The organism is Aeromicrobium fastidiosum (genome assembly GCF_017876595.1).
In the GTDB taxonomy this organism is placed as follows: Bacteria; Actinomycetota; Actinomycetes; order Propionibacteriales; family Nocardioidaceae; genus Aeromicrobium; species Aeromicrobium fastidiosum.
Genome location: NZ_JAGIOG010000001.1, coordinates 3,379,482 through 3,402,144 on the forward strand (window position 1 = coordinate 3,379,482; position 22,663 = coordinate 3,402,144).

Sequence of the window (22,663 nt, forward strand, 5' to 3'; positions counted from 1 at the left end):
GCGACAGTCGCCCACCCCTGGCGTCTCGAGAGGACGGTATGGCCCGCAGCAGCAAGCCGGCACCCGAGGAGGAGTTCGAGGAGCACATCCTCGACACCGACGTCGGCGACGAGATGCGCACGAGCTTCCTCGAGTACGCCTACTCGGTCATCTACTCGCGCGCCCTGCCCGACGCCCGCGACGGGCTCAAGCCCGTGCAGCGCCGCCTGCTCTACACGATGGACGACATGGGGCTGCGCTCCGACCGCGGCCACGTCAAGAGCGCGCGACCCGTCGGCGAGAGCATGGGCCGGTTCCACCCGCACGGCGACAGCTCGATCTACGACGCGCTCGTCCGCCTCGTGCAGCCCTGGTCGCTGCGGCTGCCGCTGGCCGACGGGCACGGCAACTTCGGCTCGCAGGACGATCCACCCGCCGCGATGCGCTACACCGAGATCCGGATGGACGCCGCTGCGGAGGCCATGACGGCCTCGATCGCCGAGGACACCGTCGACTTCCGGCCCAACTACGACGGCCGCGAGCTCGAGCCGACAGTCCTGCCGGCAGCACTGCCCAACCTGCTGGTCAACGGTGCGAGCGGCATCGCGGTCGGCATGGCCACCAACATCGCGCCGCACAACCTCATCGAGGTCGTGCAGGCGCTGCGTCACCTGATCAAGAGCCCCCGGGCCGATCTCGACGACCTGATGCGCTTCATCCCCGGGCCCGACCTGCCGACCGGCGGCAAGATCGTGGGTCTCGAGGGCATTCGCGACGCGTACGCCACGGGCAACGGCTCGTTCCGCATGCGCGCGTCGACCCGCATCGAGAACGTCACGCCCCGCAAGAAGGGCATCGTCGTCACCGAGCTGCCCTACAACGTCGGCCCCGAGAAGGTCATCGAGGCGATCAAGAAGCTCGTGCAGGCCAAGAAGCTGCAGGGCATCTCCGACATCACCAACCTCACCGACCGGCACAAGGGCCTGCACCTCGTGATCGAGGTCAAGAACGGCTTCATCCCCGAGTCGATCCTCGAGCAGCTGTTCAAGAGCACGCCCATGGAGAGCTCGTTCGGCATCAACGCCGTCGCTCTGGTCGACGGCCAGCCGCGCACCCTGGGTCTCAAGCAGATGCTCGAGGTCTACCTCGAGCACCGCATCGACGTGGTCCGTCGCCGCACGACGTTCCGCCGCGGCAAGGCCGCCGACCGTCTTCACCTGCTCGACGGGCTGATGCTGGCGCTGGTCGACATCGACGAGGTCATCCAGCTCATCCGGGGCAGCGACAACCGCACCGAGGCCCGCGAGCGCCTCATGAACGTCTTCGACCTGTCAGAGATCCAGGCGACCTACATCCTCGACCTGACCCTCGGACGGCTCACCAAGTACGACCGGATCGAGGTCGAGAAGGAGATCGCCGAGCTGCGCCGCACGATCGAGGAGCTCGACGCGATCCTGGGCGACGAGCAGGTGCTGCGCACCGTCGTCGGCGACGAGCTGGCCGAGATGGCGCAGACGTTCGGCACGCCCCGCCGCACCGTGCTGCTGGAGTCGTCGGGCCAGACCGCGACGTCCGCGACGCCCCTCGAGGTCGCCGACGACCCGTGCTGGGCACTGCTGTCGGCGACGGGCCTGCTCGCCCGCACGACCGACGACTCCCCCATGGGCGACGTCGACCGCCGGGTCAAGCACGACACGATCGTCTCGGCCGTCCGCACGACGGCTCGCGGCGAGATCGGCGTCGTCACGGCGTCCGGACGGGTCCGGCGCATCAGCGTGCTCGACCTGCCGGCGCTGCCGCCCACGGCCCAGTCGCCCAACCTGCAGGGCGGCGTGCCCCTGGCGGAGATCGTCGACCTCGACTCGCCTGCGCGCGCACTCATGACCTTCGACGAGACGGGTCCCGGCATCGCGCTCGGCACCCGCCAAGGCGTCGTCAAGCGGGTCAAGCCCGATCACCTCGGCCGTGACGAGTGGGAGCTCATCTCCCTGGCCGACGGCGACTCGGTCGTCGGTGCCACGGCCCTCGTGACCGGTGAGGAGCAACTCGTCTTCGTCACGACCGACGCGCAGCTGCTGTACTTCTCCGCGTCGCTGGTCCGACCTCAAGGACGTTCGGGCGGCGGTGTCGCCGGCATCAAGCTCGCCGCGGGCCAGTCGGCGGTGTCGTTCGGTGCCGTCACCGACGTCGACGGGGCGTACGTCGTGACGGTCGCCGGGTCGAGCAGCGCCCTGCCCGGCACGCAGACCGGGGCGGTCAAGGTCAGCCCGCTGTCGATCTACCCGCCCAAGGGACGTGCCACGGGCGGCGTCCGCTGCCAGCGGCTGCTCAAGGGCGAGGACGGACTGCTGCTCGCGTGGGTCGGTGACGGCCAGCCGATGGCGTGCGCGACCAGCGGCACCGCGGTCGACCTGCCCGCGCCCACGGATCGGCGGGACGGTTCAGGAGTGCCCGCGGCACAGCCCATCGCCGCGATCGCCGGGCCGCCCGCCGCACACCTCGGTGTCGCGGGTGTCGCAGCCGAGCCCGTGGGAGACTGATCGCGTGCGCACCCGACTCCTGATCCCCGCCCTGCTCACCGCCGGCCTCCTGCTCGGCGGCTGCACCGGCTCGTCCAGCGGCTCCGACGGCGGCGGCGAGGCCAAGGGCGACGACGCCAGTGCCCTGGCCGCCCGCCTGAGCAAGGCCAAGACCACGCTCGACACAGCCGAGACGATCTCGATCTCACTGTCGACCAAGAGCCTGCCCGACGGCGTGACGGGTCTCCTCTCGGCCACCGGCAAGGGCAACCACAGCCCCGCCTTCGAGGGCAAGGTCTCCGTCGTCACCGGTGGCGCGAGCCTCGGTGCCGATGTCATCGCGACGGGGGGCAAGGTCTACGCCAAGACCGGCTTCCTGCCCGACTTCACCGCCATCGACCCCGCGACGCTCAAGGCCCCCGACCCGGCCACGCTGCTCAAGGCCGACGGCGGCATCACCGAGATCCTGACCAAGACCGACGGTCTCGCGGAGGACGGTCAGTCGCGCGACGGCAAGGACGTCCTGACGTCCATCAAGGGAACGCTGCCCGGCACCGTCGTGCAGACCATCATCCCGTCGGCCGCGGCCGACCAGACCTTCACCGTGGTCTACCGGCTCGACGATGACGACAACCTGCGCGACGCGACCCTCACGGGCCAGTTCTACGCCCCCGCGGCCAAGGTCACGTACACCGTCGCGCTCACGACGTCCGACACTCCGGTGACGATCGAAGCACCCTGACCGCGGCATGACCGCGCACGAGGACAGCACCTCCATCTCCCCTGCGTCGAGGGTCCTGCTGACGCTCGCGGCGATCGCCGTGGCGTTCGCGGCAGCCGACACGTACGTCGTCGTCCTGGCCCTGCCCGACATGATGACCTCGGTCGGACTCGAGACCGAGGAGCTGCAGCGGGCAGCCCCCATCGTCTCGGGCTTCCTGCTCGGGTACGTCGCGATCCTGCCGCTGGTCGGTCGCATCTCCGACCTGCGCGGACGGGTGCCGGTGCTGCTGGCGTCCCTCGCGGTGTTCGCCGTCGGCTCGCTCGTGACGGCCGCGGCCTACGACCTCGAGACGATCGTCGCCGGACGACTCATCCAGGGCATCGGCGGGGGCGGCCTCATCCCGCCGACCCTGGCCCTCGTCGCCGATCTGTGGCCGCCGCAGCGACGAGGACTGCCCCTCGGCATCGTCGGCGCGGTGCAGGAGCTCGGCAGCGTGCTCGGTCCGCTCTACGGGGCGGCCGTTCTCGCGGTCGGCGACTGGCGGGCGATCTTCTGGCTCAACTGCGCCATCGGACTCGTGCTCGCCGCCGCGATGCTCCCCCTGCGCCCCAGCCGCCCCTTGAGGCTGTCGAAAGGGCCTTTCGACAAGCTCAAGGGGCAGGGGCGGGGCCGGTTCGACTGGCCCGGCGCCACGCTCGCAGTGCTGTCCCTCGCTGCCCTGTCGCTCGTGATGCTCGCCCCCACGCGGCTCGTCCAGGACGTCGAGATCGGTCGCGCCTACCTGCCGGTCACCGGCGACTCCCGCTGGCTCACGCCCCTGGCGCTGGCCACGTTCGCCCTCGCGGCTCTGTTCGTGCTGCGCCTGGCCACGGCACGGCGTCCCCTCGTCGACTGGCGCGCCTGGCCCGCCCTGGCACGCGAGACCGACCTGTGGGGCGCGCTGCTGCTGACCGTCGCCCTCGGAGCCGTCATCGTGACGTTCGCCTCCGCGGAGCCCGAGAGCGGCGGCATCTCCCCCGCCGCCCCGTGGCTCGTGCCCGTGGCGGTCGTCGCCGCGATCGGCTTCGTGGTCCGGCAGCGCCGCGCCGCTCGTCCGCTGATCCCCCGCGGAGCGCTGTCGTCCCGCCCGGCGTGGGGTGCCATCGTCGTGTCGTTCTTCATCGGATCGGCACTCATCGCGGCGCTCGTCGACATCCCGTTCTTCGCTCGCCTCACGGTCTACCGCGATTCCCAGCTCGACGCCGCGCTGGTGCTGGTCAGGTTCCTCGTGGCCCTGCCGGTCGGGGCGCTGCTCGGCGGGCTGCTGCTGCGCAGGTTCCCGGCGCACGTGCTGACGGCCGTCGCGATGCTGCTGAGCGCCGTGGCCTTCTGGCACATGGCCACGTGGGACGCGACGTCGCTCGACCACCCGGTCGAGACGTGGTCGCTGGTGCTCGGCGGCCTCGGCTTCGGCCTGGCGATCGCGCCGGTCAACGCAGTCCTGCTGGCACACACCGCCGACGACGTCCACGGCGTCTCGTCCGCGCTGCTCATCGTGGCCCGCATGGTCGGCATGCTCTTGGGCATCTCGGCCCTCACCACGATCGGCCTGCAGGCGTTCTACGCCGCGTCCGACAAGATCGCGCCGGTCGCCGAGATCTGCGGTGCCGGGGCCACCCTGTGCGACGACTACAAGGACGCGGTCCGCGACGCCGGCATCGCCCAGCTGCACGCGGTGTTCGTGGGGGCGGCGATCTGCGCCGTGATCGCCGCGGTGCTGGCACTGCTCCTGCTGCGTCCGAGCACCGACACGACCCGGGCTGAGGCCTGATCGCGCGACACGTCTCGTTACGCTGGTGACCATGCCTGACTTCGACGACCTGCTCGCTGCCAACCGGTCCTTCGCCGACTCGTTCGACCTCGCCGGCTTCGACGGTATCGCCCGCGCCGGCGTGGCCATGGTGACGTGCATGGACTCCCGCATCGACCCGCTCAACATGATCGGGCTCAAGGCCGGCGACGCCAAGATCCTGCGCAACCCCGGCGGACGCGTCACCGACCAGGCGCTCGTTGCCCTCGTGCTGGGAGTCAACCTGCTCAACGTCGAGCGCATCCTCGTCGTCGAGCACACCCGCTGCGCCATGGCGAACTCCACCGAGGACGAGCTCAAGCAGCGGCTGACCCACGAGTCGGGCCGCGACGCCGACTGGATGACGCTCGGCGCGATCACCGACCAGCGGCGCACGATCGAGGCCGACGTCATCCGCGTCAAGACCCACCCGCTGATCAGCGACTCCGTCGCGGTCGGCGGATTCCTGTACGACGTCGACAGCGGTCTGCTCGAGCCCGTCGTCTGATGTCGGCGACGCCCCACCCACCGACACCCTCCGGCGGCAGCACCGCAGCCGCACCGTCGCGCGGCCCACGGCCCCTCCGTCCCGAGATCCAGGCGCTCCGGGCCGGTGCCGCGCTGCTCGTCGTGCTCTATCACCTGTGGCCCGGCCGGCTGCCCGGTGGCTTCATGGGCGTCGACGTCTTCTTCGTGATCTCCGGCTTCCTGATCACGTCGCACCTCGCCCGCGAGGCCACCGCCACGGGTCGCGTACGGCTCGGACGGTTCTGGGCCCGCCGCGCCCGGCGTCTGCTGCCGGCGGCCTATCTCGTGCTCGCGACCTCGGCCATCGCGGTCTTCGTGTGGATGCCGAAGCTCAGCTGGGCGCAGAACTTCCGCGAGATCATGTCGTCGGCCCTGTACTTCCAGAACTGGCGGCTGGCCGCCGACGCCGTCGACTACTTGGCGGCCGAGAACGCGCCCAGCGTCGCCCAGCACTACTGGACCCTGTCGGTCGAGGAGCAGTTCTACGTCGCGTGGCCGCTCCTGGTCCTCGCGGCCGTGCTGCTCGCGGCGCGTCTTCGCCTGCGCCAGCTGCCGACCGTCACCCTCGTGGTCGCGGTCGCCACCGTGGTCAGCTTCGGCTACTCGTGGTGGCTGACCTACGACAACGTCTCCTACGCCTACTTCTCGACCTTCACCCGCGCCTGGGAGTTCGGTGCCGGGGCACTCCTGGCGCTGCTGACGCTCCGGGCGTCCGAGAACCCCCGCCGGGCCGCCGTCCTGCCCCCACTCGTCGGTGCCGCGCTGTCGTGGGCCGGCCTGCTCGTGCTGCTCGGCTGCGGGCTGTTCCTCAAGGGCACGATCCCGTTCCCCGGGCTGGCCGCGTTACTGCCCGTCCTGGCCACCGTGGCCGTCATCGCCGTCGGGATGCCCGCCTCGCGCTTCTCCCCGCGTCGTCTCATCGAGCTGCGCTTCGTGCAGTGGACGGGCGACATCTCCTACCCCCTCTACCTGTGGCACTGGCCACCGATCGTGCTGCTGCCGGTCGTCCTCGGCCACGACCTCGGCTTCGCCCCTCGCGTCGCGATCCTCGTGGCCACATTCGCCGCTGCGGCCGCGACCAAGCGATTCGTCGAGGATCCTGTCCGCACGGGCCGGCGGCTCGGCATCCAGCGCAGCACCGTGACGTTCGCCTTCACGGCCGTCGGTGCCGCCGCCATCGCGATGGCCTGCCTGGGCGGCATCCGGTCGGCCGATGCAGCCGCCGACCGGGCCCAGAAGCTCACCGCGCAGGTCGCCTCCGACGCTCCTCGGTGCTTCGGTGCCGCCTCCATGGCGCCCGGCCCCGCGTGCGACAACCCGGAGCTCGACGGCCTGCTGGTGCCCGACACGACCGCCATCAAGCGCGACAACGCCAACTACCCGGGCTGCGAGTCGACCAACCAGGCCAAGGACTCCTGCACGTTCGGCGACGAGGACGACCCGTCGATCCCCCACGTCCTGGTCATCGGCGACTCGCACGCGCGCGCCGTCCTGCCACCCTTCGTGAAGATGGCGCAGGAGGGCAAGATCTTCTTGACCGCCCAGGTCAAGGGCGGGTGCACCTGGTCGACCAACCCGCACCCCAACGGCGACCGGGCGATCTCCGAGGACTGCTACCAGTGGCGCGACAGCATCAAGACCTGGCTGGCCGACCACGCCGATGACATCGACCTCATCGTCACCGGCGCTCTCGCCCACCCGCGGCCCGCGACAGGCCACGAGCAGCAGGTCGCCGGCTTCGCCGAGTCGTGGCGCACCATGACCGAGCGCGGCATCCCGGTCGTCGCGATCCGCGACAACCCGTACCAGCCGGCCGACACCAACGACTGCCTCGCCCGTCAGGCCGAGATCACGGATGCGAGCTGCGCTCTCCCCCGCGACAAGGCCTTCCCGAATTACGACCCGCTCATCGCGGCGACCAAGCAGGTCAAGGGCAGCAGGCTCTACGACTTCACGAGCTTCTACTGCACCGACACGTCATGCCCGGCCGTCATCGGCGGCGTCAACGTCTACCGCGACCGCAGCCACATCAGCAAGACCTACATCACGACCATGACGCCCTACTTCGAGGCCCGCCTCGAGAAGGACGGGCTGCTCAGGCCGCGCAAGCGCTGAGCAGTCCGTCCGCTCAGGCGTCGATCTTGTCGGCGTCGATCTCGTAGGCGCAGCACCAGAACAGCCCCAGCCGGGATGGTTGGGGCTGTTTACTCTGGGGCTAGGGGCTCCTCGGGGTTTGCAACTCCGCTCTCAGGAGGATTCGTGATCGCGGCATTCACGGCAGGCGACGTCCGCATGACTGTCTTAAACCAGTCTTCCGACCTCATGTCACGAACGATTCGCTTCAACTGGAACCGTTCGTACTTTGATCTGACAATCTCGATGCGAACTGAGAGCGTGAGGTAATGCATCATGGTCGAACGGTGCTCTTTGAAGTCGTCAGAGATTAGGGCCCACGCAACGTTTGCAATCCTGAGCGGCGCAATCACGACAAATTCGTTGGCAAGATTGGACATTTCGCGATTTGACGCAACTAGGAGGCTCTTGGCATTGATCACGTCGTTAGTCGCCTCAATCACCCTCGTCAGACGTGCAGCGCGATCATTGCGTTCGTCTTCCGAAAGTTCTTGGACGACGGCCCTGAACGCCTCCAGGTCCAGAGATGGCTCAGGCATTTCCACGTTCTCAAACTGCTGAACCGACGCCCGCTGCGTCACAGCCGCATCGTGCTCGCGATTCACAATGTCCCAAGCCGCCAACCGTTCGACAAACTTGGCGTAGTGACCCCGGAGTTCTTGCCGATACGAGCGCTTCTCGTTGTTCAACGTCTGCAACCAGACACCGAGAAAACCGATCAGCGCACCAACGAGCGCTCCGCCCAGACCTACAAGCGCGATACGAAAGTCAGAAGTGCCGGACACCTTTTCAGCGGTGGCCGCGGCGGCGTGCAGCAAGATCATGACCGGCACCCTACTTGCGGATCATGACAAGGCGGACTTTTGTCTAGATCCGGGTTGTCTTCTCCACCGGGTCGCCTCCGCTGCGAGACCAGCGGACACCGGTCGAGTCGGTGAAGCGAACTTCGACGTCCGGGTCATGGTTGCCGTCGTCCTTCGCCACAATGAAAAAAGTCTCCGGCGACGTACGCGGCCCTACGAGGCGGCCCCCGCGCGAGAGGCTGTCGATGACAACGCCATCGCAGACCACTCTGGTGACAACCTTGCTGATCAGTTCTTCCGAGTTGTTTACTGTGCGCGTTCTGTAAACCCAGACCGGCACGTTGGCCGTGAAACCCTGCGAGCCACCCAACTGTGGATGGACGATGACGGGATCTACTCCGTCCCGCGAAGACTGAAAAATCTTCGGCTTGCCCTCGATACTGAAAACAGAGGTGCTACCAACGTTATTTATGGCTCGCACCTCCATGAGTTCGGCGTACACCAGCCGCGCCTGTGAGTACTCCCGCGTCCGGACGTCCTCTCGGAAGGACTTCTGAGACAGTCCATATCCGCGCACGGAGAAGAACGCCGCCACTGCCGCTACCGCGATGGCGATGTACTGCGGAAGGCTCCCGTAGTCCACGTCGCGGCACCAATTGATGTCAGGCATGGCGGCGAGCCTACTTGCGAGTCAGGACCACACGCTCCAGCCGACACGGGTGGGGTTGTTTGCTCTCAGGATTTGGTGAATGCCTTGTGGTCGACCATCGCTAGTCTGAAGTCTGCATCCCTCTTGATGTCGCGGACGCTCTTTCCTGTCCGGACACGATCCAGCCCTGAAGCGAGGTCACGACGGGCGAACACGACGAGAGCATTATTTAAGACTTCGGCCCAAGCGGACTTTCTACTAGCGTCGATTCTCGCTTGCACTACTAGCGCGGTGTCCGCTGGCGCGAGAAGGCGGGCTTGATACTTCAGATGCTCAAGTTTGTTGATCGCTTGAAGCAGTGCCCGGCTGGTGTCCTTCTGCGATGCCTGAAGAGCGCTGAACTTCTCCACGTTGTCGCCGCCTAGGGCCTCAATCTCAGCACGAGTTGGGTTGTCATTGCCGACTTCGTCATAGAACTTCTGGAGTAGTTCGTCAATGATCTTGTCTTCCAAACGATACGTCGCGGCGGCACCCAACGTTTCGAAGAGATCGGCGTACAGCCGCCGCAGTTCCGCTTGCTTCGTCAGCCGCGCGTTCTGTCGAGTCGTGATCCACGTACCCAAGAGCCCGAACAGCGCACCGGCAATTACTCCCCCGATACCAACCCAAGCAATCTGGAGGTCCGAGGCTCCGGACGACTTCTCAGCGGTGTCAGCAGCGGCTTGCAGCGGAGTCATGAACGCCCCCTACTGGCGCTCAGATCCGATCGGTCTTCTCGACCGGCTCTCCTCCAGTCCTCGACCAGCGGACTACTCTTTGGAGTCGCTGGAGAGTCGGACCTTCGAAGCGAAAACCTTCTCCCTCATCCCTGACTCGGAGCATCGCTCAGGCCGCGTCCCCAATAGGTTCTACCGGCTCGCTCCCCACTCGACGCCACATCTGGCCTGAGGAATCTTGGAACTCGATCGTCGCCACGGGCTGGTACCGCAACAACTGATCAGTCGCACAGACTAAGTAGGCGGTGTCTCTAGGACGCAGCGCACCGGAGAGGTTCATCTGCTTGTAGCCGAAGGTAACCCCGTCCTCCGTCTGCAAGACGATGTTCTTCATCGAGATCATCTCTTCCGAGTTATTCGCAAACTCGAATAGGAACACGACAATGCGGGAGGTACTTGCGGCTCGCCACTTGATCGTGTTCCCATCGCGCCAGTACCTCGGCTGGTTCACCGTCTTTGCAATAAACCTTCGAGAAACGAAGTTGTCTCGCGGGACCACGATGGTGCGTTCCAGATTTGGTTCAATCACGGTGAACTGTGAGATGCCCGCGTGAACTAGTCGCGCTTGCGCGTACTTTCGGGCTCGCCCGTCGTCAAGGTAAGCACGTCGCGCTGTCAAAATGCCCCAGATGGTGAACCCCGCCACGACCGCACCGACGACCAACGCGAGCCATTGCGGAAGGTTGCCGTAGTCGATGTCACGGCACCAATCCACTTCCCCGCTGATCGGACCTCGAAGCAACATACCGGCGAGAAAGCCGAGGGCCGTAACGACGGCCGTGATCCAGGTACAACGCTTCTTCAGCAGGGCGCTCACAAGTCAGAAGTCAATGTCGCTCATATGAGGTTGAGTCGCCACGAGGAACTCCTTGCGGGGCGGCACCTCGTTGCCCATCAGCAGCTCGAACACCTCGGCCGCTGCCTCGCCGTCGTCGACGGTCAGGCGGCGCAGCGTGCGGTGGCGGGGGTCCATCGTGGTCTCGGCCAGCTGCGACGCGTCCATCTCGCCGAGGCCCTTGTAGCGCTGCACCGGCTCCTTCCAGCGGACGCCCTTGCGCTTGAGCTCGGCCATCGTGCGCTGCAGCTCGGGGTCGGAGTACGTGTACATGTACTTGTCCTGACCCTTCTTGGGGTTGGTCAGCTCGATGCGGTGCAGCGGCGGCACCGCCGTGTACACCCGGCCGGCGTCGACGAGATCGCGCATGTAGCGGAAGAACAGGGTCGCCAGCAGGCACCGGATGTGCGCGCCGTCGGAGTCGGCGTCGGCCATGAAGATGATGCGTCCGTAGCGCGCGGCGTCGACGTCGAACGTACGGCCCGAGCCGGCACCGACGACCTGGATGATCGACGAGCACTCGGCATTCTTGAGCATGTCGCCGATGCTGGCCTTCTGGACGTTGAGGATCTTGCCGCGGATCGGCAGCAGCGCCTGGAACTCGGAGTCGCGGGCCGACTTGGCCGTGCCGAGCGCGGAGTCGCCCTCGACGATGAACAGCTCGGAGCGCTCGACGTCGTTGCTGCGGCAGTCGGCGAGCTTGGCTGGCAGGGCGCTCGACTCGAGGGCGTTCTTGCGTCGCTGCGTGTCGCGCTGCTGACGGGCGGCCAGACGCGTGCGGGACGCGTCGACGACCTTCTGCATCACGATGCGTGCCTTGGCCTTCTCGGCGGCCTTGCCGGAGGTCAGGAACGCCTTGAGCTCGCGCGATACGACCTGGTTGACGATCTTGGTCACCGCCGGAGTGCCCAGCACCTCCTTGGTCTGCCCCTCGAACTGCGGCTCGGCCAGGCGCACCGTGACGACCGCGGTGACGCCCTCGAGCACGTCGTCCTTGATGACGTCGGGATCGCCCGCCTTGAGCAGGCGCGTGGTCTTGAGGGTGTCGTTGAACGTGCGTGTCAGCGCGCGCTCGAAGCCGTTGACGTGCGTGCCGCCCTTGGGCGTGGCGATGATGTTGACGAACGACTTGAGCTCGGTGTCGTAGCCCGTGCCCCAGCGCAGCGCGACGTCGACGCCGAGGTTGCGCTCGATGTCCTGCGGCGTCATCTGGCCCTTGGCGTCCAGCAGCGGGACGGTCTCGGTGAAGACGTCCTCACCTTGCAGGCGCAGCACGTCGGACACGGCCTCGTCGGGGGCGAGGAACTCGCAGAACTCCGCGATGCCACCGTCGTGGCGGAACGTCTCCTCGTGGGGCTCCTCGCCGCGCTCGTCGCGGATGACGAGCTCGAGCCCCGGCACCAGGAACGACGTCTGACGCGCTCGCGCGACCAGCTCGTCGTACGCGAAGTGGGCACCCTTGATGAAGATCTGCGGATCGGCCCAGTAACGCACGCGAGTGCCGGTGCGGGCCTTGGCGACCTTGCCGATCCTGCGCAGCTCGTTGCCGGGCGTGAAGCCCGCGTCGGGGCCGTCGCCGTCGAACACCCCGGGCTCACCGCGCCGGAACGACATCGCCCACGTGGCCCCGCCCTTGTCGACCTCGACGTCGAGACGGGACGACAGCGCGTTGACGACCGAGGCACCGACTCCGTGCAGGCCGCCGGTCGCGACGTACGAGCCGCCGCCGAACTTTCCGCCGGCGTGCAGCTTGGTGTAGACGACCTCGACGCCTGTCAGGCCCGTCTTCTTCTCGATGTCGACCGGGACGCCGCGCCCCTGGTCGTGCACCTCGACCGAGCCGTCGCCGTGCAGCGCCACCAGGATGTGCGAGCCGTGACCGCCGAGAGCCTCGTCGACCGAGTTGTCGATGATCTCCCACAGGCAGTGCATGAGACCGCGGGTGTCGGTCGAGCCGACGTACATGCCGGGACGCTTGCGGACCGCTTCGAGCCCCTCGAGGACCAGGAGGTTGCGGGCGTCGTACGTGCTGTCGATGATGGCTTCCTTCGTGCGGTGTTGGGCCACGTCACAGCCTAGTCAGCGCCTCCGACGTGATGGGGTCTGACACGCGTCGCGCCGCGCGCCTGCCCGCGTTTGTGCTGGCCAGGGAGTATCTATGTCATAGGTCACCAACGACCGCGAGGAATACCGCCCCGTGATTGGATGTTGATCCAGGCAACACGGAACCACCACCCCCGACGGCTCAGAGAGAAGGTCACCGTGACAACACTGACAGCCCCCATGCTGAGCTCCCTCGACCGCTGCGACCGCTGCGGCGCCCAGGCCTACGTCCGCGTGACCCTCGGCGGAGGTGGCGAGCTGCTCTTCTGCGCCCACCACGCCCGTCAGCACGAGGAGAAGCTGCGCGAGATGTCTGCCCTCATCCACGACGAGAGCGAGCGCCTCTCGGGTTCGGCGTCGCTCGTCGACGACGACGCCTGACCACGGGGCACCATCTGAGCACAGCGCACGACGCGCACCACCCGCACAGACAGAAGAGCCGGCCAGATCATCTGGCCGGCTCTTCTGTCTGTGCGGGTGGTGTTGATCAGTACGGGTAGGCCTTGTACTCGTGCGACTTGAGGATGGCCTTCCAGTGCTCGAGGTAGTCCTCGTAGATCGACGGATCGGTCGTCTCGGTCGTGATCTCGTCGCTGACGACGAGGTTGGATCCGGTGAGCGAGGCCGAGCCGGCCTGGACGAACTTGGTGCGCACGCCGTCGGCCGGCCAGTTGAGCGTGCCGTCCGGCTGCGCCTCTTCGGGGTTGAGGACGTTGCGACGCATCTTGGCGTCGATCAGCATCGTCTTGTCGTGCGGCTTGGCCCACGCGACGTCGATGCGCTGGTTGGACGTCTTCAGCACGTCGAGGATCGGCCGGCAGATGCGGATCAGCTGCTGGCAGTGCAGCTTCTGGTTGACCTTGAGGTTGTCCTCGTAGGCCACGGCGCTGATCTTGCAACCGCCGTCGGACAGCTCGACGAGCTTCTCGGCCACCGCGATGCGCCGGTACTTGAACCGGTTGTGCTGCAGGCGGATGCGGCACTGGTCGTCGGGGACGACGCGGTTCAGCGCGTTGAGGATCGGGTCCTTGCCGTTGGTCGGCGTCGCGCGGATCGGCGTCGGGTAGATCGTGACGTTGGCCAGGTTGGAGTAGAACATCCCGTACTTGGCATAGCCCTCGGTGTAGCCGGCCGCCTTGGCGTCGGCATCGGGGTAGCCGTAGCGACCCGAGTTCTTCTTGACGTAGCCCAGGTAGTCGTTGCCGATGTTGCGCTCGGCCGACATGTCCTTCCAGAGCTGGCTGGCCTGCGCCCACATCTTGGCGTCGTTGTAGACCGTCAGGCCGTTGTTGTACGTCTGCTCGGCGCTGCGGCCACCGAGGTTGGCCGAGCCCGTCCAGATGGCGCCCTTGGCCGGCTTGTTGTCACGCGTGAACGTGTTGTTGACCATGACGATCTTGGAGTGCATGATCGCGCCGTTGAGGCCCGACAGGCACGCCAGGCTCTTGCCCTTCGCGCAGATCTTGAAGTGCGAGTCGCGCAGGCCCTTCTTGTTGAGGGCTCGCTGGAGGGCACGCGACGACGACGACTGCGTGGCGCGGCCGTGGATGAAGCGCACCTGCACGCCGGCCTTGGCGGCCTTGACCAGCTCGCGGCCCACGCGCTTGGAGCCGGGCATCTGCGAGGTCGCGACGAAGACCGTGTTGCCGTAGCGGACGGCCTTCGACAGCATCTTGCCCGTGTTGGGGTCCTTGTAGGAGCCGCGGATGAGGCGCTCGAGGTCGTCGAGCAGCGTGAAGTCGCCGTTGGCCGAGCTCGTCACCGCACGGTAGGGACGCGAGAAGTTGGCCTCGAGCGTCACGGGGTACTCCGGGCCGTACGGCGCGGCGGCAGCCTTGACCGAGGCCTCGGGAGTGCCGGAAGTGATCGAGGAGTCGCCGGGAGCGGCCGTCGGGGTCGTCTCGGTGGGGACGTCCTCGGCGCTGGAGGCTACAGACGCCAGTCCGAGCACCACGCTCGCCGCCAGGCCAGCCACCCCGATGGCGCGAGCGACGCGCCGTGATCTGCCGGTTGTAAGCACAGGTGATGTCTCCGAGACGTTCGTCGATGGGTCGCGACAGTCTAACTCAACCGAGAGGGGCGCACCGGCACCCTGACAGGTGCCGGTGCGCCCTCGGTGAACGGCTGTCAGTCGAGGTAGTCGCGCAGGACCTGCGAGCGCGAGGGGTGACGCAGCTTGCTCATGGTCTTGGACTCGATCTGACGGATGCGCTCGCGCGTCACGCCGTAGACCTTGCCGATCTCGTCGAGCGTCTTGGGCTGTCCGTCGGTGAGGCCGAAGCGCATCGAGACGACGCCCGACTCACGCTCGGAGAGCGTGTCGAGGACGGCGTGCAGCTGCTCCTGCAGGAGCGTGAACGACACGGCATCGGCCGGGACGATCGCCTCGGAGTCCTCGATGAGGTCGCCGAACTCCGAGTCGCCGTCCTCGCCGAGGGGCGTGTGGAGGCTGATCGGCTCGCGGCCGTACTTCTGCACCTCGACGACCTTCTCAGGCGTCATGTCGAGCTCGATCGCGAGCTCCTCGGGCGTGGGCTCGCGGCCGAGGTCCTGCAGCATCTGGCGCTGGACGCGGGCGAGCTTGTTGATGACCTCGACCATGTGCACGGGGATGCGGATCGTGCGGGCCTGGTCGGCCATCGCGCGGGTGATCGCCTGGCGGATCCACCACGTCGCGTAGGTCGAGAACTTGAAGCCCTTGGTGTAGTCGAACTTCTCGACCGCGCGGATCAGGCCGAGGTTGCCCTCCTGGATCAGGTCGAGGAACAGCATGCCGCGACCCGTGTAGCGCTTGGCCAGCGAGACGACGAGGCGCAGGTTGGCCTCGAGCAGGTGGTTCTTGGCGCGGCGGCCGTCGATGACGATCCACTCGAGCTCTTCACGCATCTTCTCCGAGATGCGACCTCCCTTGCCGAGCTTCTCCTCGGAGAACAGGCCAGCCTCGATGCGCTTGGCGAGCTCGACCTCCTGACCTGCCGTCAGGAGGGAGACCTTGCCGATCTGCTTCAGGTAGTCCTTGACCGGGTCGGCGGTCGCGCCGGCGACCATGACCTGCTGGACGGGCTCGTCGGACTCGTCGGCCGCCGAGAGCGTGTAGGACGACTTCTCGTCCTCCTTGAGCGTCGGATCGGTCGCGAGGTCCTTCTCGAACTCCTCGTCGGGGATGTCGGGCAGGATCTTCTTGCCCTGCGCGTCGAACTTGTCGCCCACGGCCGGTACCTCGAGAGCCTGGGCGAGGTCGACGGCTGCGGGGACGCTGCCCTCCTCCTCGGTGCCGGCGGGCTTCTTGGCCGCGGCCTTCTTGGCGGGTGCCTTCTTGGCCGGGGCCTTCTTGGCAGCTGACGTCTTGGCTGTGCTCGCGGAAGTCTTCGTCACGGTCGTTTCTGTTTTCGCAGGGGCTGGGACGTTGGCTGCGTCGTTCTCAGGCGTTTCTGAGGATGTGTCTCCACCGGCTCCGGGGAGAAGCTTCGTGACGGCCCGGAGTCGCGATCCTGCAGCGGGATTCACCGGCACGTCAACCTCACAAACGGTAGAAGGGCGCAACAATGAGGCCTGTGGTCAACCTCTGCGTCCAGTGTGTCACGCGCCCACAAGGCCGTTCATCTCAGGGTGTTCTCAGGACCGGGTCGGCCACTCGTGCACCGGCGCTCCTCCGTGCATGTGCCGCTCGTACTCCACGGTCGTCGTGCGCATCGCGTCGGCCCGGCTGCCGGCCGACGCGTTGTGGTGCCTGAACTCGTCGATCAGCCAGGTGGCCCCGTTGCGGCCCGTGATGCATCGCTGCTCGATGACGCCGAGCAGGCGCTCGCGCACCGCGTCGTCGACGCCCAGCTGCGTCAGGCCCTCGTGCGCCAGCGGCAGCAGCTGTCGCAATGCGAGCTCGCGGACCGCGACCGTGCCGACCCCGGGCCAGTAGATGTCGGCGTCGATGCCGGCTCGTGCCGCCTGGTGGAAGTTGTCCTCGGCTGCCCGGAACGACAGCTGCGACCAGACGGGACGCTCGCTCGAGCCCAGCACCTTGACGAGACCGTAGAACAGCGCGGCGTTGGCCATCGTGTCGACGACCGTCGGCCCCGCCGGCAGCAGCCGGTTCTCGATGCGCAGGTGGGGACGTCCGTCGGCGACGTCGTAGATCGGCCGGTTCCAGCGGTAGACCGTGCCGTTGTGCAGGCGCAGCTCGCCGAGGTTGGGAACCCGGCCGGCCTCCAGCTCCTCCAGGGGGTCCTCGTCGTCGACGATCGGCAGCAGCGCCGGAAAGTAGCGGACGTTCTCCTCGAACAGGTCGAACACCGAGGTGATCCACCGCTCGCCGAAGAACACCCGGGGACGCACGCCCTGCGCCTTGAGCTCCTCGCTGCGGGTGTCGGTGGCCTGCTCGAACAGTGCGATGCGCGTCTCGTGCCACAGGTGCCGGCCCAGCAGGAACGGCGAGTTGGCACCGATCGCGACCTGCACGGCGGCGATCGCCTGCGCGGCGTTCCACATCGGCGCGAAGTCGTCCGGCTCGACCTGCAGGTGCAGCTGGGTGCTGGTGCAGGCGGCTTCGGGGATGATCGTGTCGGCCGTCGTGTCGAGGCGGTCGACCCCGTCGATGACGATCTCGATGTCCTCGCCCCGCGCGGCGAGGATCTGCTCCGAGAGCAGGTGGTAGCGCGGGTTGGCCGAGATCGCGTCGCGGCTGAAGTGGCCTTCCTGCAGCGTCGGCAGGATGCCGATCATCAGCAGGTGCGTGTCGACGCCCGCAGCCTTGGCCTGCGCGGCGTTGAGGTCGTCGCGCAGCGCCGCCTGGAGAGTCTCGAGACCTGAGCCGTCGATGCGGGCGGGCGGCACGTTGATCTCGATGTTGAACAGGCCCAGCTCGGTCTGGAAGTCGGGATCGGCGATCGCCTCGAGCGCCTCGGCGTTCTTGAGGGCGGGGTCGCCGTTGCCGTCGACGAGGTTGAACTCGATCTCGATGCCGACCTGCGTGTGCTCGACCCCGAAGTCGCGCTCGCCCAGCATGCGGGCGAACACGTCGAGGCACCGGCGCACCTTGGCGCGGTAGAGGGTGCGGTCCTCACGACTGAACTCACGTGCGTCGACGTCCTGTCCCATGACGACAGCCTAGGGCTGAGGGGACCACGTCGCCCGCGACGACCACTGCGTCGCCGGGACCGCCTACCCGTCGTCCGACGGCCTGTCGTGGCCACCGTCGACGAAGTCGGTCCAGTGCGACGGCGACATGCCGTGCTCGAGGACGTCGAGGACCAGCCGGGCCATCGAGTAGTCCGGATCGGCACGCAGGGCTCGCTCGACCGCGATGAGCGCCTGTGTGCCGTCGCCGGTCAACCACGCCGCGAAGGCCGTCAGGCTCAGCACCGCGGGCTCGAACGGCGGCACGACCGACCCGGAGACCAGGGTGAGCACCCGCAGCATGTCGCCGGCAGTGTCACGGTCGATGCGTGCCCACACCGCGTCGCGGACCTTGACGCTGGAGACCCAGACGGCGATGCGCAGCAGGTCGGCGTCGAGCACCCGGCCTCCGGCGACCAGGCGGTCGAGGATCGGGCCGACGACCGACATCCCCGTCTCGCCGAGGCGATCGGGGTCGCTGCGCGCGATGACGGGCACGACCTCGTCGATGATCGTGCCCGTGGCATGTTCGAGCCAGATGCGCCGGTCGCCCGCCACGGCCGCGAACCGGTCGACGAGCGTCTCGCGACCCGGCAGGATCTGCTGCCCTGCGGCGACCGCCTGGACGATCGAGAGATGGTGGTCGGACGGCGTGTAGGAGACGCCCTCGGCTGGTGCGCCCAGTGCGTCGGTCCAGTAGCGCCGGCCGTCGGCCCTGACCCGGACGACCACCTCGATGCCGGCCTCGTCGAGCTCGACGTGCACCGCGTCGAGCAGGTCGAGGGCGACCTCCTGGTCGTTCGTCAGGACGACCAGGACGACGCCGTCGGCCTCGTGCTGCTCGAGGTACGACGCGATGCGGCCCGCCTCGAGGTCGACCGCCTCGGGCGGCGGGAGGTCGATGCGCAGGCGGAACCCGAAGCGCCGTCGGTCGCCGTAGGTGGCGACCGCGACGATCGACTCCTCGACGTGGAAGCCGAAGAGCGTGGGCAGCGACTGCAGGATGTCGTGGGCGTCGTGGGCGACGAAGGTCGAGGGTGTCGAGGTCATGCCCACCACGCTGGTGCCCGGGCACCCCGCACCGACAGCCTCGGCCGGGTGCCTGTGGAGTCGCGGCGACTGCGTCGACCCTGTGGACGACGGCGTCCTCGGTGCCCGTCGGTGGCCCGCGCGACAATGGATGCATGCGGTCCACGGCGTCGATCATGCACCTCGACCTCGATGCGTTCTTCGCCTCGGTCGAGCAGCGCGACAAGCCGTCCCTGCGCGGCAGGCCGGTCATCGTCGGCGGCATCGGCCCTCGGGGCGTCGTGGCGACGGCGTCGTACGAGGCGCGCGTGCACGGTGTCCGGTCGGCGATGCGCACCGCTGAAGCGCGAGCCCGATGTCCGCACGCGGCCTTCCTCGGCGGTCGCTTCGACGCCTACCGGGAGGCCAGCCGGCTCGTCATGGACCGGCTGCGGCAGGAGTCCGAGCTGATCGAGCCGCTGTCGCTCGACGAGGCCTTCGTCGACCTCGCGGCGGGCGCGTCGCCCACCACCGGGTTCGACCCCGGCCGGGTCGAGCACCTCGTCGATCGCCTGCGCGCCGACATCACCGAGATCACCGGCGGGCTGACCGCCTCGGTCGGCGTCGCGTCGTCCAAGCTCATGGCCAAGATCGCGAGCGAGGTCAACAAGCCCGACGGGGTGTACGTCATCGCGCCGGGCACCGAGGTCGACGTGCTCGGACCCATGCAGGTCACCGCGATACCCGGCGTCGGCCCGGCGACCGCCGAGCGTCTGCGGCGCATGGGCGTCCTGACGGTCGACGACCTGCGTCGCCAGAGCGAGGACGAGCTCGTGCGGCTGCTCGGGCAGGCGTCCGGACGGTCGCTGCACCGCCTGGCCGTGGCCGACGACGACCGGCCCGTGGTCGCCTCCCGCGAGGCCAAGTCGGTCAGTGTCGAGGACACCTTCGAGCAGGACATCTCCGACCGGCTCCAGCTCGAGACGATCATCGAGCGCATGGCGCGCACGGTGTCGGCGCGGCTGCGCAAGAACGGGCTGTCGGGTCGCACCGTGACGCTCAAGATGCGCCACCACGACTTCGAGACCCACACCCGGTCGTCCACCCTCGCCCATCCGACCGACAACGCGCGCGTGCTCGCCGACAAGGCCCGCGGTCTCCTGGCCGGCGAGGACATCAGCAATGGTCTGCGGCTGCTCGGCGTGGGGGTCAGCGGGCTCGCCGACTGGGTGCAGGACGACCTGTTCGCCGACGACGACCCCGACCCGATCGACGACGGCGAGGCCGACGACGAGGCCACCTCCTCCCGGCCGGTGCGGTGGTACCCCGGCATGGACGTCCACCACGACCACCACGGCGACGGATGGGTGTGGGGCTCGGGTCTCGGCCGGGTCACGGTGCGGTTCGAGACCCGGTGGACGCCGCCCGGACCGGTGCACACGTTCCGCGCCGACGACCTCGCGCTCGGCGCGGGCCACACCGGTACGTTGCAGTCATGACCGCGTCCGCCACGCCCGACTCCCCCGCACCGACCACGACTGCGCCGATCGCGGAGCGTCGTCCCGTCACCCGCACCCACCACGGCGACGTCTTCGTCGACGACTACGAGTGGCTGCGCGACAAGGACGACCCGGCGACGCTGGCCTACCTCGAGGCCGAGAACGCCCACACCGATGCGGCCACGGCTCACCTCGAGCCGCTGCGCCAGCAGATCTTCGACGAGATCAAGTCGCGCACCCTCGAGACCGATCTGTCGGTCCCCACCCGTCACGGCTCGTGGTGGTACTACGCGCGCACCGTCGAGGGCCAGCAGTACGCCGTGCGGTGCCGGTGCGCCGTCACCGATCCCGACGACTGGACGCCGCCGGTGCTCGACGCCGACAGTGCGATCGACGGCGAGCAGGTGCTGCTCGACTCCAACGTCGAGGCCGAGGGGCACGAGTTCTTCTCGCTCGGCGCGTTCAGCGTCAGCGACGACGAGAACTTCTTGGCCTGGTCGGTCGACACCGAGGGCGACGAGCGCTACACGATCCGGGTCAAGGACCTGCGCACGGGCGACGTGCTGCCCGACGAGATCACGGGCGCCAGCGGCGGGGCCACGTGGTCGGCCGGCGGCACGCACCTGTTCTACACGACCGTCGACGACGCGTGGCGGCCGTTCCGCGTGTGGAGGCACGCCCTCGGGTCGACCGCCGACACCCATCCGTCCGGAGACGTGCTCGTGCACGAGGAGACCGACGAGCGCTACTTCATCGGCGTCGGCCGCACCCACTCCGAGAAGTACCTCGTGATCGGCATGTCGTCCAAGATCACCAGCGAGTACCGCGTGCTCGAGGCCGACGACCCCGAGGGCGACTTCCGGGTCGTCATCCCCCGGCGCGACGGCGTCGAGTACTCCCTCGAGCACGCCGTCATCGGCGGCGACGACGTCTTCGTCGTTCTCCACAACGAGGACGCCCTCAACTTCGAGCTCGTCACGGTGCCGGTCGACGCTGCGCCCATGGCCGATCTGTCGGGGTGCACCGTCGTGGTGCCCGGCAGCGACACCACCCGGCTCGAGGACATCGACGTGTTCGCCCGCCACATCGTGCTGTCGTACCGGCGCGACGCCCTCTCGCGCATCGGGTTGCTGCCGATCACCGACGCCGGTCTGGGCGACCTCGAGGAGATCGACTTCGGCGAGGAGCTCTTCACGAGCGGCGTCGGCGCCAACGCCGAGTGGGACCCGCCGCTGATCCGCGTCGGGGTCGGCTCGTTCATCACCCCCTCGTCGGTCTACGACCTCGACCCGGCGACCCACGAGCTCATCCTGCGCAAGCAGGCTCCCGTGCTGGGCGGGTACGACCCCGACGAGTACGAGCAGCACCGCAGCTGGGCCGTTGCCGACGACGGCACCCGGGTGCCCGTGTCGATCGTGTGCCGCAAGGACACGCCCCGCGACGGAACCGCGCCGGCGCTGATCTACGGCTACGGCTCCTACGAGGCCAGCATGGACCCGGGCTTCTCGGTCATGCGGCTGTCGCTGCTCGACCGAGGGTTCGTCTACGCGATCGCCCACGTCCGCGGAGGCGGCGAACTGGGCCGTCACTGGTACGACGACGGCAAGCAGCTGCACAAGAAGAACACGTTCACCGACTTCGTCGCCGCCGCACGGCACCTCGTCGACGACGGGTGGACGTCCGCCGACCGCCTCATCGCCGAGGGAGGCAGCGCAGGCGGCCTGCTGATGGGTGCCGTGGCCAACCTGGCCCCCGACGCCTTCGCCGGCATCGTGGCTGCCGTCCCGTTCGTCGACGCCCTCACGACGATCCTCGACCCGTCGCTGCCGCTGACCGTCATCGAGTGGGACGAGTGGGGCAACCCGCTGCACGACCCCGAGGTGTACGCCTACATGAAGTCGTACACGCCCTACGAGAACGTCGGGGCCCACGACTACCCCGCGATCCTCGCCGTCACGAGCCTCAACGACACCCGGGTCATGTACGTCGAGCCGGCCAAGTGGGTGGCTCGCCTGCGCGCGACCGCCACCGGCGATGCGCCCGTCCTACTCAAGACCGAGATGCACGCCGGCCACGGCGGCGTCAGCGGGCGCTACGCGTCCTGGAAGGAGCGGGCCTGGGAGCTCGCCTGGATCGTCGACACCGTCGGCGCGAAGGGCTGAGCCCG

General features: G+C 68.1%; 17 protein-coding genes. 8 read left to right on the top strand and 9 right to left on the bottom strand.

Annotation, left to right across the window (positions count from 1 at the left end; all coding sequences use genetic code 11):
- Window positions 1-38 precede the first annotated feature (38 nt).
- From JOF40_RS16835 to JOF40_RS16855, 5 genes are read left to right on the top strand one after another with little or no spacing between them, the layout of a single operon-like run.
- Window positions 39-2,519 carry a DNA gyrase/topoisomerase IV subunit A gene (locus JOF40_RS16835; RefSeq protein ID WP_129182020.1) on the top strand — a complete coding sequence of 827 codons (2,481 nt, stop codon included), beginning with the start codon at window positions 39-41 and terminating at the stop codon, window positions 2,517-2,519.
- Window positions 2,520-2,523: 4 nt separating this feature from the next.
- Window positions 2,524-3,240, top strand: coding sequence for an LppX_LprAFG lipoprotein (locus JOF40_RS16840; protein WP_129182022.1), 717 nt, complete (start codon window positions 2,524-2,526; stop codon window positions 3,238-3,240).
- 7 nt (window positions 3,241-3,247) lie between these two features.
- Window positions 3,248-5,032: an MFS transporter gene (locus JOF40_RS16845; protein WP_188111793.1), complete on the top strand. Its 1,785-nt coding sequence runs from the start codon at window positions 3,248-3,250 to the stop codon at window positions 5,030-5,032.
- A gap of 31 nt (window positions 5,033-5,063) precedes the next feature.
- Window positions 5,064-5,558, top strand: a complete 495-nt coding sequence (locus JOF40_RS16850) for a beta-class carbonic anhydrase (protein WP_129182024.1) — start codon at window positions 5,064-5,066, stop codon at window positions 5,556-5,558.
- Window positions 5,558-7,693, top strand: a complete 2,136-nt coding sequence (locus JOF40_RS16855; RefSeq protein WP_129182026.1) for an acyltransferase family protein — start codon at window positions 5,558-5,560, stop codon at window positions 7,691-7,693. The genes JOF40_RS16850 and JOF40_RS16855 overlap by 1 nt, the downstream gene beginning before the upstream one ends.
- 89 nt (window positions 7,694-7,782) lie before the next feature.
- Here the strand turns inward: JOF40_RS16855 and JOF40_RS16860 are convergent, their stop codons facing one another.
- From JOF40_RS16860 to JOF40_RS16880, 5 genes are all read right to left on the bottom strand, one after another.
- The gene (locus JOF40_RS16860; RefSeq protein ID WP_129182028.1) at window positions 7,783-8,535 is read right to left on the bottom strand and encodes a hypothetical protein; all 753 of its coding nucleotides are present in this window, start codon (window positions 8,533-8,535) and stop codon (window positions 7,783-7,785) included.
- 43 nt (window positions 8,536-8,578) lie between these two features.
- Window positions 8,579-9,184: a hypothetical protein gene (locus tag JOF40_RS16865; RefSeq protein ID WP_129182030.1), complete on the bottom strand. Its 606-nt coding sequence runs from the start codon at window positions 9,182-9,184 to the stop codon at window positions 8,579-8,581.
- Window positions 9,185-9,249: 65 nt separating this feature from the next.
- Window positions 9,250-9,900: a hypothetical protein gene (locus JOF40_RS16870; protein WP_129182032.1), complete on the bottom strand. Its 651-nt coding sequence runs from the start codon at window positions 9,898-9,900 to the stop codon at window positions 9,250-9,252.
- 148 nt (window positions 9,901-10,048) lie between these two features.
- A complete protein-coding gene (locus tag JOF40_RS16875) occupies window positions 10,049-10,756 on the bottom strand; it encodes a hypothetical protein (RefSeq protein ID WP_129182034.1) in 708 nt (235 codons plus the stop codon).
- Window positions 10,757-10,759: 3 nt separating this feature from the next.
- Window positions 10,760-12,841: a DNA gyrase/topoisomerase IV subunit B gene (locus tag JOF40_RS16880; protein ID WP_129182036.1), complete on the bottom strand. Its 2,082-nt coding sequence runs from the start codon at window positions 12,839-12,841 to the stop codon at window positions 10,760-10,762.
- 138 nt (window positions 12,842-12,979) lie between these two features.
- On the opposite strand from JOF40_RS16880, the gene JOF40_RS16885 reads away from it, so the two are divergent.
- Window positions 12,980-13,258 carry a DUF7455 domain-containing protein gene (locus tag JOF40_RS16885; protein WP_129182038.1) on the top strand — a complete coding sequence of 93 codons (279 nt, stop codon included), beginning with the start codon at window positions 12,980-12,982 and terminating at the stop codon, window positions 13,256-13,258.
- Between the two features lie 106 nt (window positions 13,259-13,364).
- Here JOF40_RS16885 and JOF40_RS16890 read toward each other — a convergent pair whose 3' ends face one another.
- The 4 genes from JOF40_RS16890 to JOF40_RS16905 all read right to left on the bottom strand — a co-directional run bounded on the left by JOF40_RS16890 (window position 13,365) and on the right by JOF40_RS16905 (window position 19,039).
- Complete coding sequence (locus JOF40_RS16890) at window positions 13,365-14,831, bottom strand: phospholipase D-like domain-containing protein (protein WP_129182040.1); 1,467 nt, start codon at window positions 14,829-14,831, stop codon at window positions 13,365-13,367.
- A gap of 173 nt (window positions 14,832-15,004) precedes the next feature.
- Window positions 15,005-16,390: an RNA polymerase sigma factor gene (locus JOF40_RS16895; RefSeq protein WP_372440761.1), complete on the bottom strand. Its 1,386-nt coding sequence runs from the start codon at window positions 16,388-16,390 to the stop codon at window positions 15,005-15,007.
- A 102-nt stretch (window positions 16,391-16,492) separates the two neighbouring features.
- A complete protein-coding gene (locus JOF40_RS16900) occupies window positions 16,493-17,971 on the bottom strand; it encodes a glutamate-cysteine ligase family protein (protein ID WP_129182043.1) in 1,479 nt (492 codons plus the stop codon).
- A 63-nt stretch (window positions 17,972-18,034) separates the two neighbouring features.
- Window positions 18,035-19,039, bottom strand: a complete 1,005-nt coding sequence (locus JOF40_RS16905) for a DUF4192 domain-containing protein (RefSeq protein ID WP_129182044.1) — start codon at window positions 19,037-19,039, stop codon at window positions 18,035-18,037.
- Window positions 19,040-19,173: 134 nt separating this feature from the next.
- Between JOF40_RS16905 and JOF40_RS16910 the strand changes: the two genes are divergently transcribed.
- Both JOF40_RS16910 and JOF40_RS16915 read left to right on the top strand, forming a co-directional pair.
- A complete protein-coding gene (locus JOF40_RS16910) occupies window positions 19,174-20,496 on the top strand; it encodes a DNA polymerase IV (RefSeq protein ID WP_129182045.1) in 1,323 nt (440 codons plus the stop codon).
- The gene (locus tag JOF40_RS16915) at window positions 20,493-22,658 is read left to right on the top strand and encodes a S9 family peptidase (RefSeq protein WP_129182046.1); all 2,166 of its coding nucleotides are present in this window, start codon (window positions 20,493-20,495) and stop codon (window positions 22,656-22,658) included. The genes JOF40_RS16910 and JOF40_RS16915 overlap by 4 nt, the downstream gene beginning before the upstream one ends.
- Window positions 22,659-22,663: the final 5 nt, after the last annotated feature.

What these genes read in the sequence shown, in the direction of transcription:
- JOF40_RS16885 (WP_129182038.1), top strand. Translation starts at nt 12,980, where the DNA reads ATGTTGATCCAGGCAACACGGAACCACCACCCCCGACGGCTCAGAGAG.
- JOF40_RS16855 (WP_129182026.1), top strand. Translation starts at nt 5,558, where the DNA reads ATGTCGGCGACGCCCCACCCACCGACACCCTCCGGCGGCAGCACCGCA.
- JOF40_RS16910 (WP_129182045.1), top strand. Translation starts at nt 19,174, where the DNA reads ATGCGGTCCACGGCGTCGATCATGCACCTCGACCTCGATGCGTTCTTC.
- JOF40_RS16835 (WP_129182020.1), top strand. Translation starts at nt 39, where the DNA reads ATGGCCCGCAGCAGCAAGCCGGCACCCGAGGAGGAGTTCGAGGAGCAC.
- JOF40_RS16845 (WP_188111793.1), top strand. Translation starts at nt 3,248, where the DNA reads ATGACCGCGCACGAGGACAGCACCTCCATCTCCCCTGCGTCGAGGGTC.
- JOF40_RS16900 (WP_129182043.1), bottom strand. Translation starts at nt 17,971, where the DNA reads ATGGGACAGGACGTCGACGCACGTGAGTTCAGTCGTGAGGACCGCACC.
- JOF40_RS16915 (WP_129182046.1), top strand. Translation starts at nt 20,493, where the DNA reads ATGACCGCGTCCGCCACGCCCGACTCCCCCGCACCGACCACGACTGCG.
- JOF40_RS16870 (WP_129182032.1), bottom strand. Translation starts at nt 9,900, where the DNA reads ATGACTCCGCTGCAAGCCGCTGCTGACACCGCTGAGAAGTCGTCCGGA.
- JOF40_RS16860 (WP_129182028.1), bottom strand. Translation starts at nt 8,535, where the DNA reads ATGATCTTGCTGCACGCCGCCGCGGCCACCGCTGAAAAGGTGTCCGGC.
- JOF40_RS16905 (WP_129182044.1), bottom strand. Translation starts at nt 19,039, where the DNA reads ATGACCTCGACACCCTCGACCTTCGTCGCCCACGACGCCCACGACATC.
- JOF40_RS16850 (WP_129182024.1), top strand. Translation starts at nt 5,064, where the DNA reads ATGCCTGACTTCGACGACCTGCTCGCTGCCAACCGGTCCTTCGCCGAC.
- JOF40_RS16865 (WP_129182030.1), bottom strand. Translation starts at nt 9,184, where the DNA reads ATGCCTGACATCAATTGGTGCCGCGACGTGGACTACGGGAGCCTTCCG.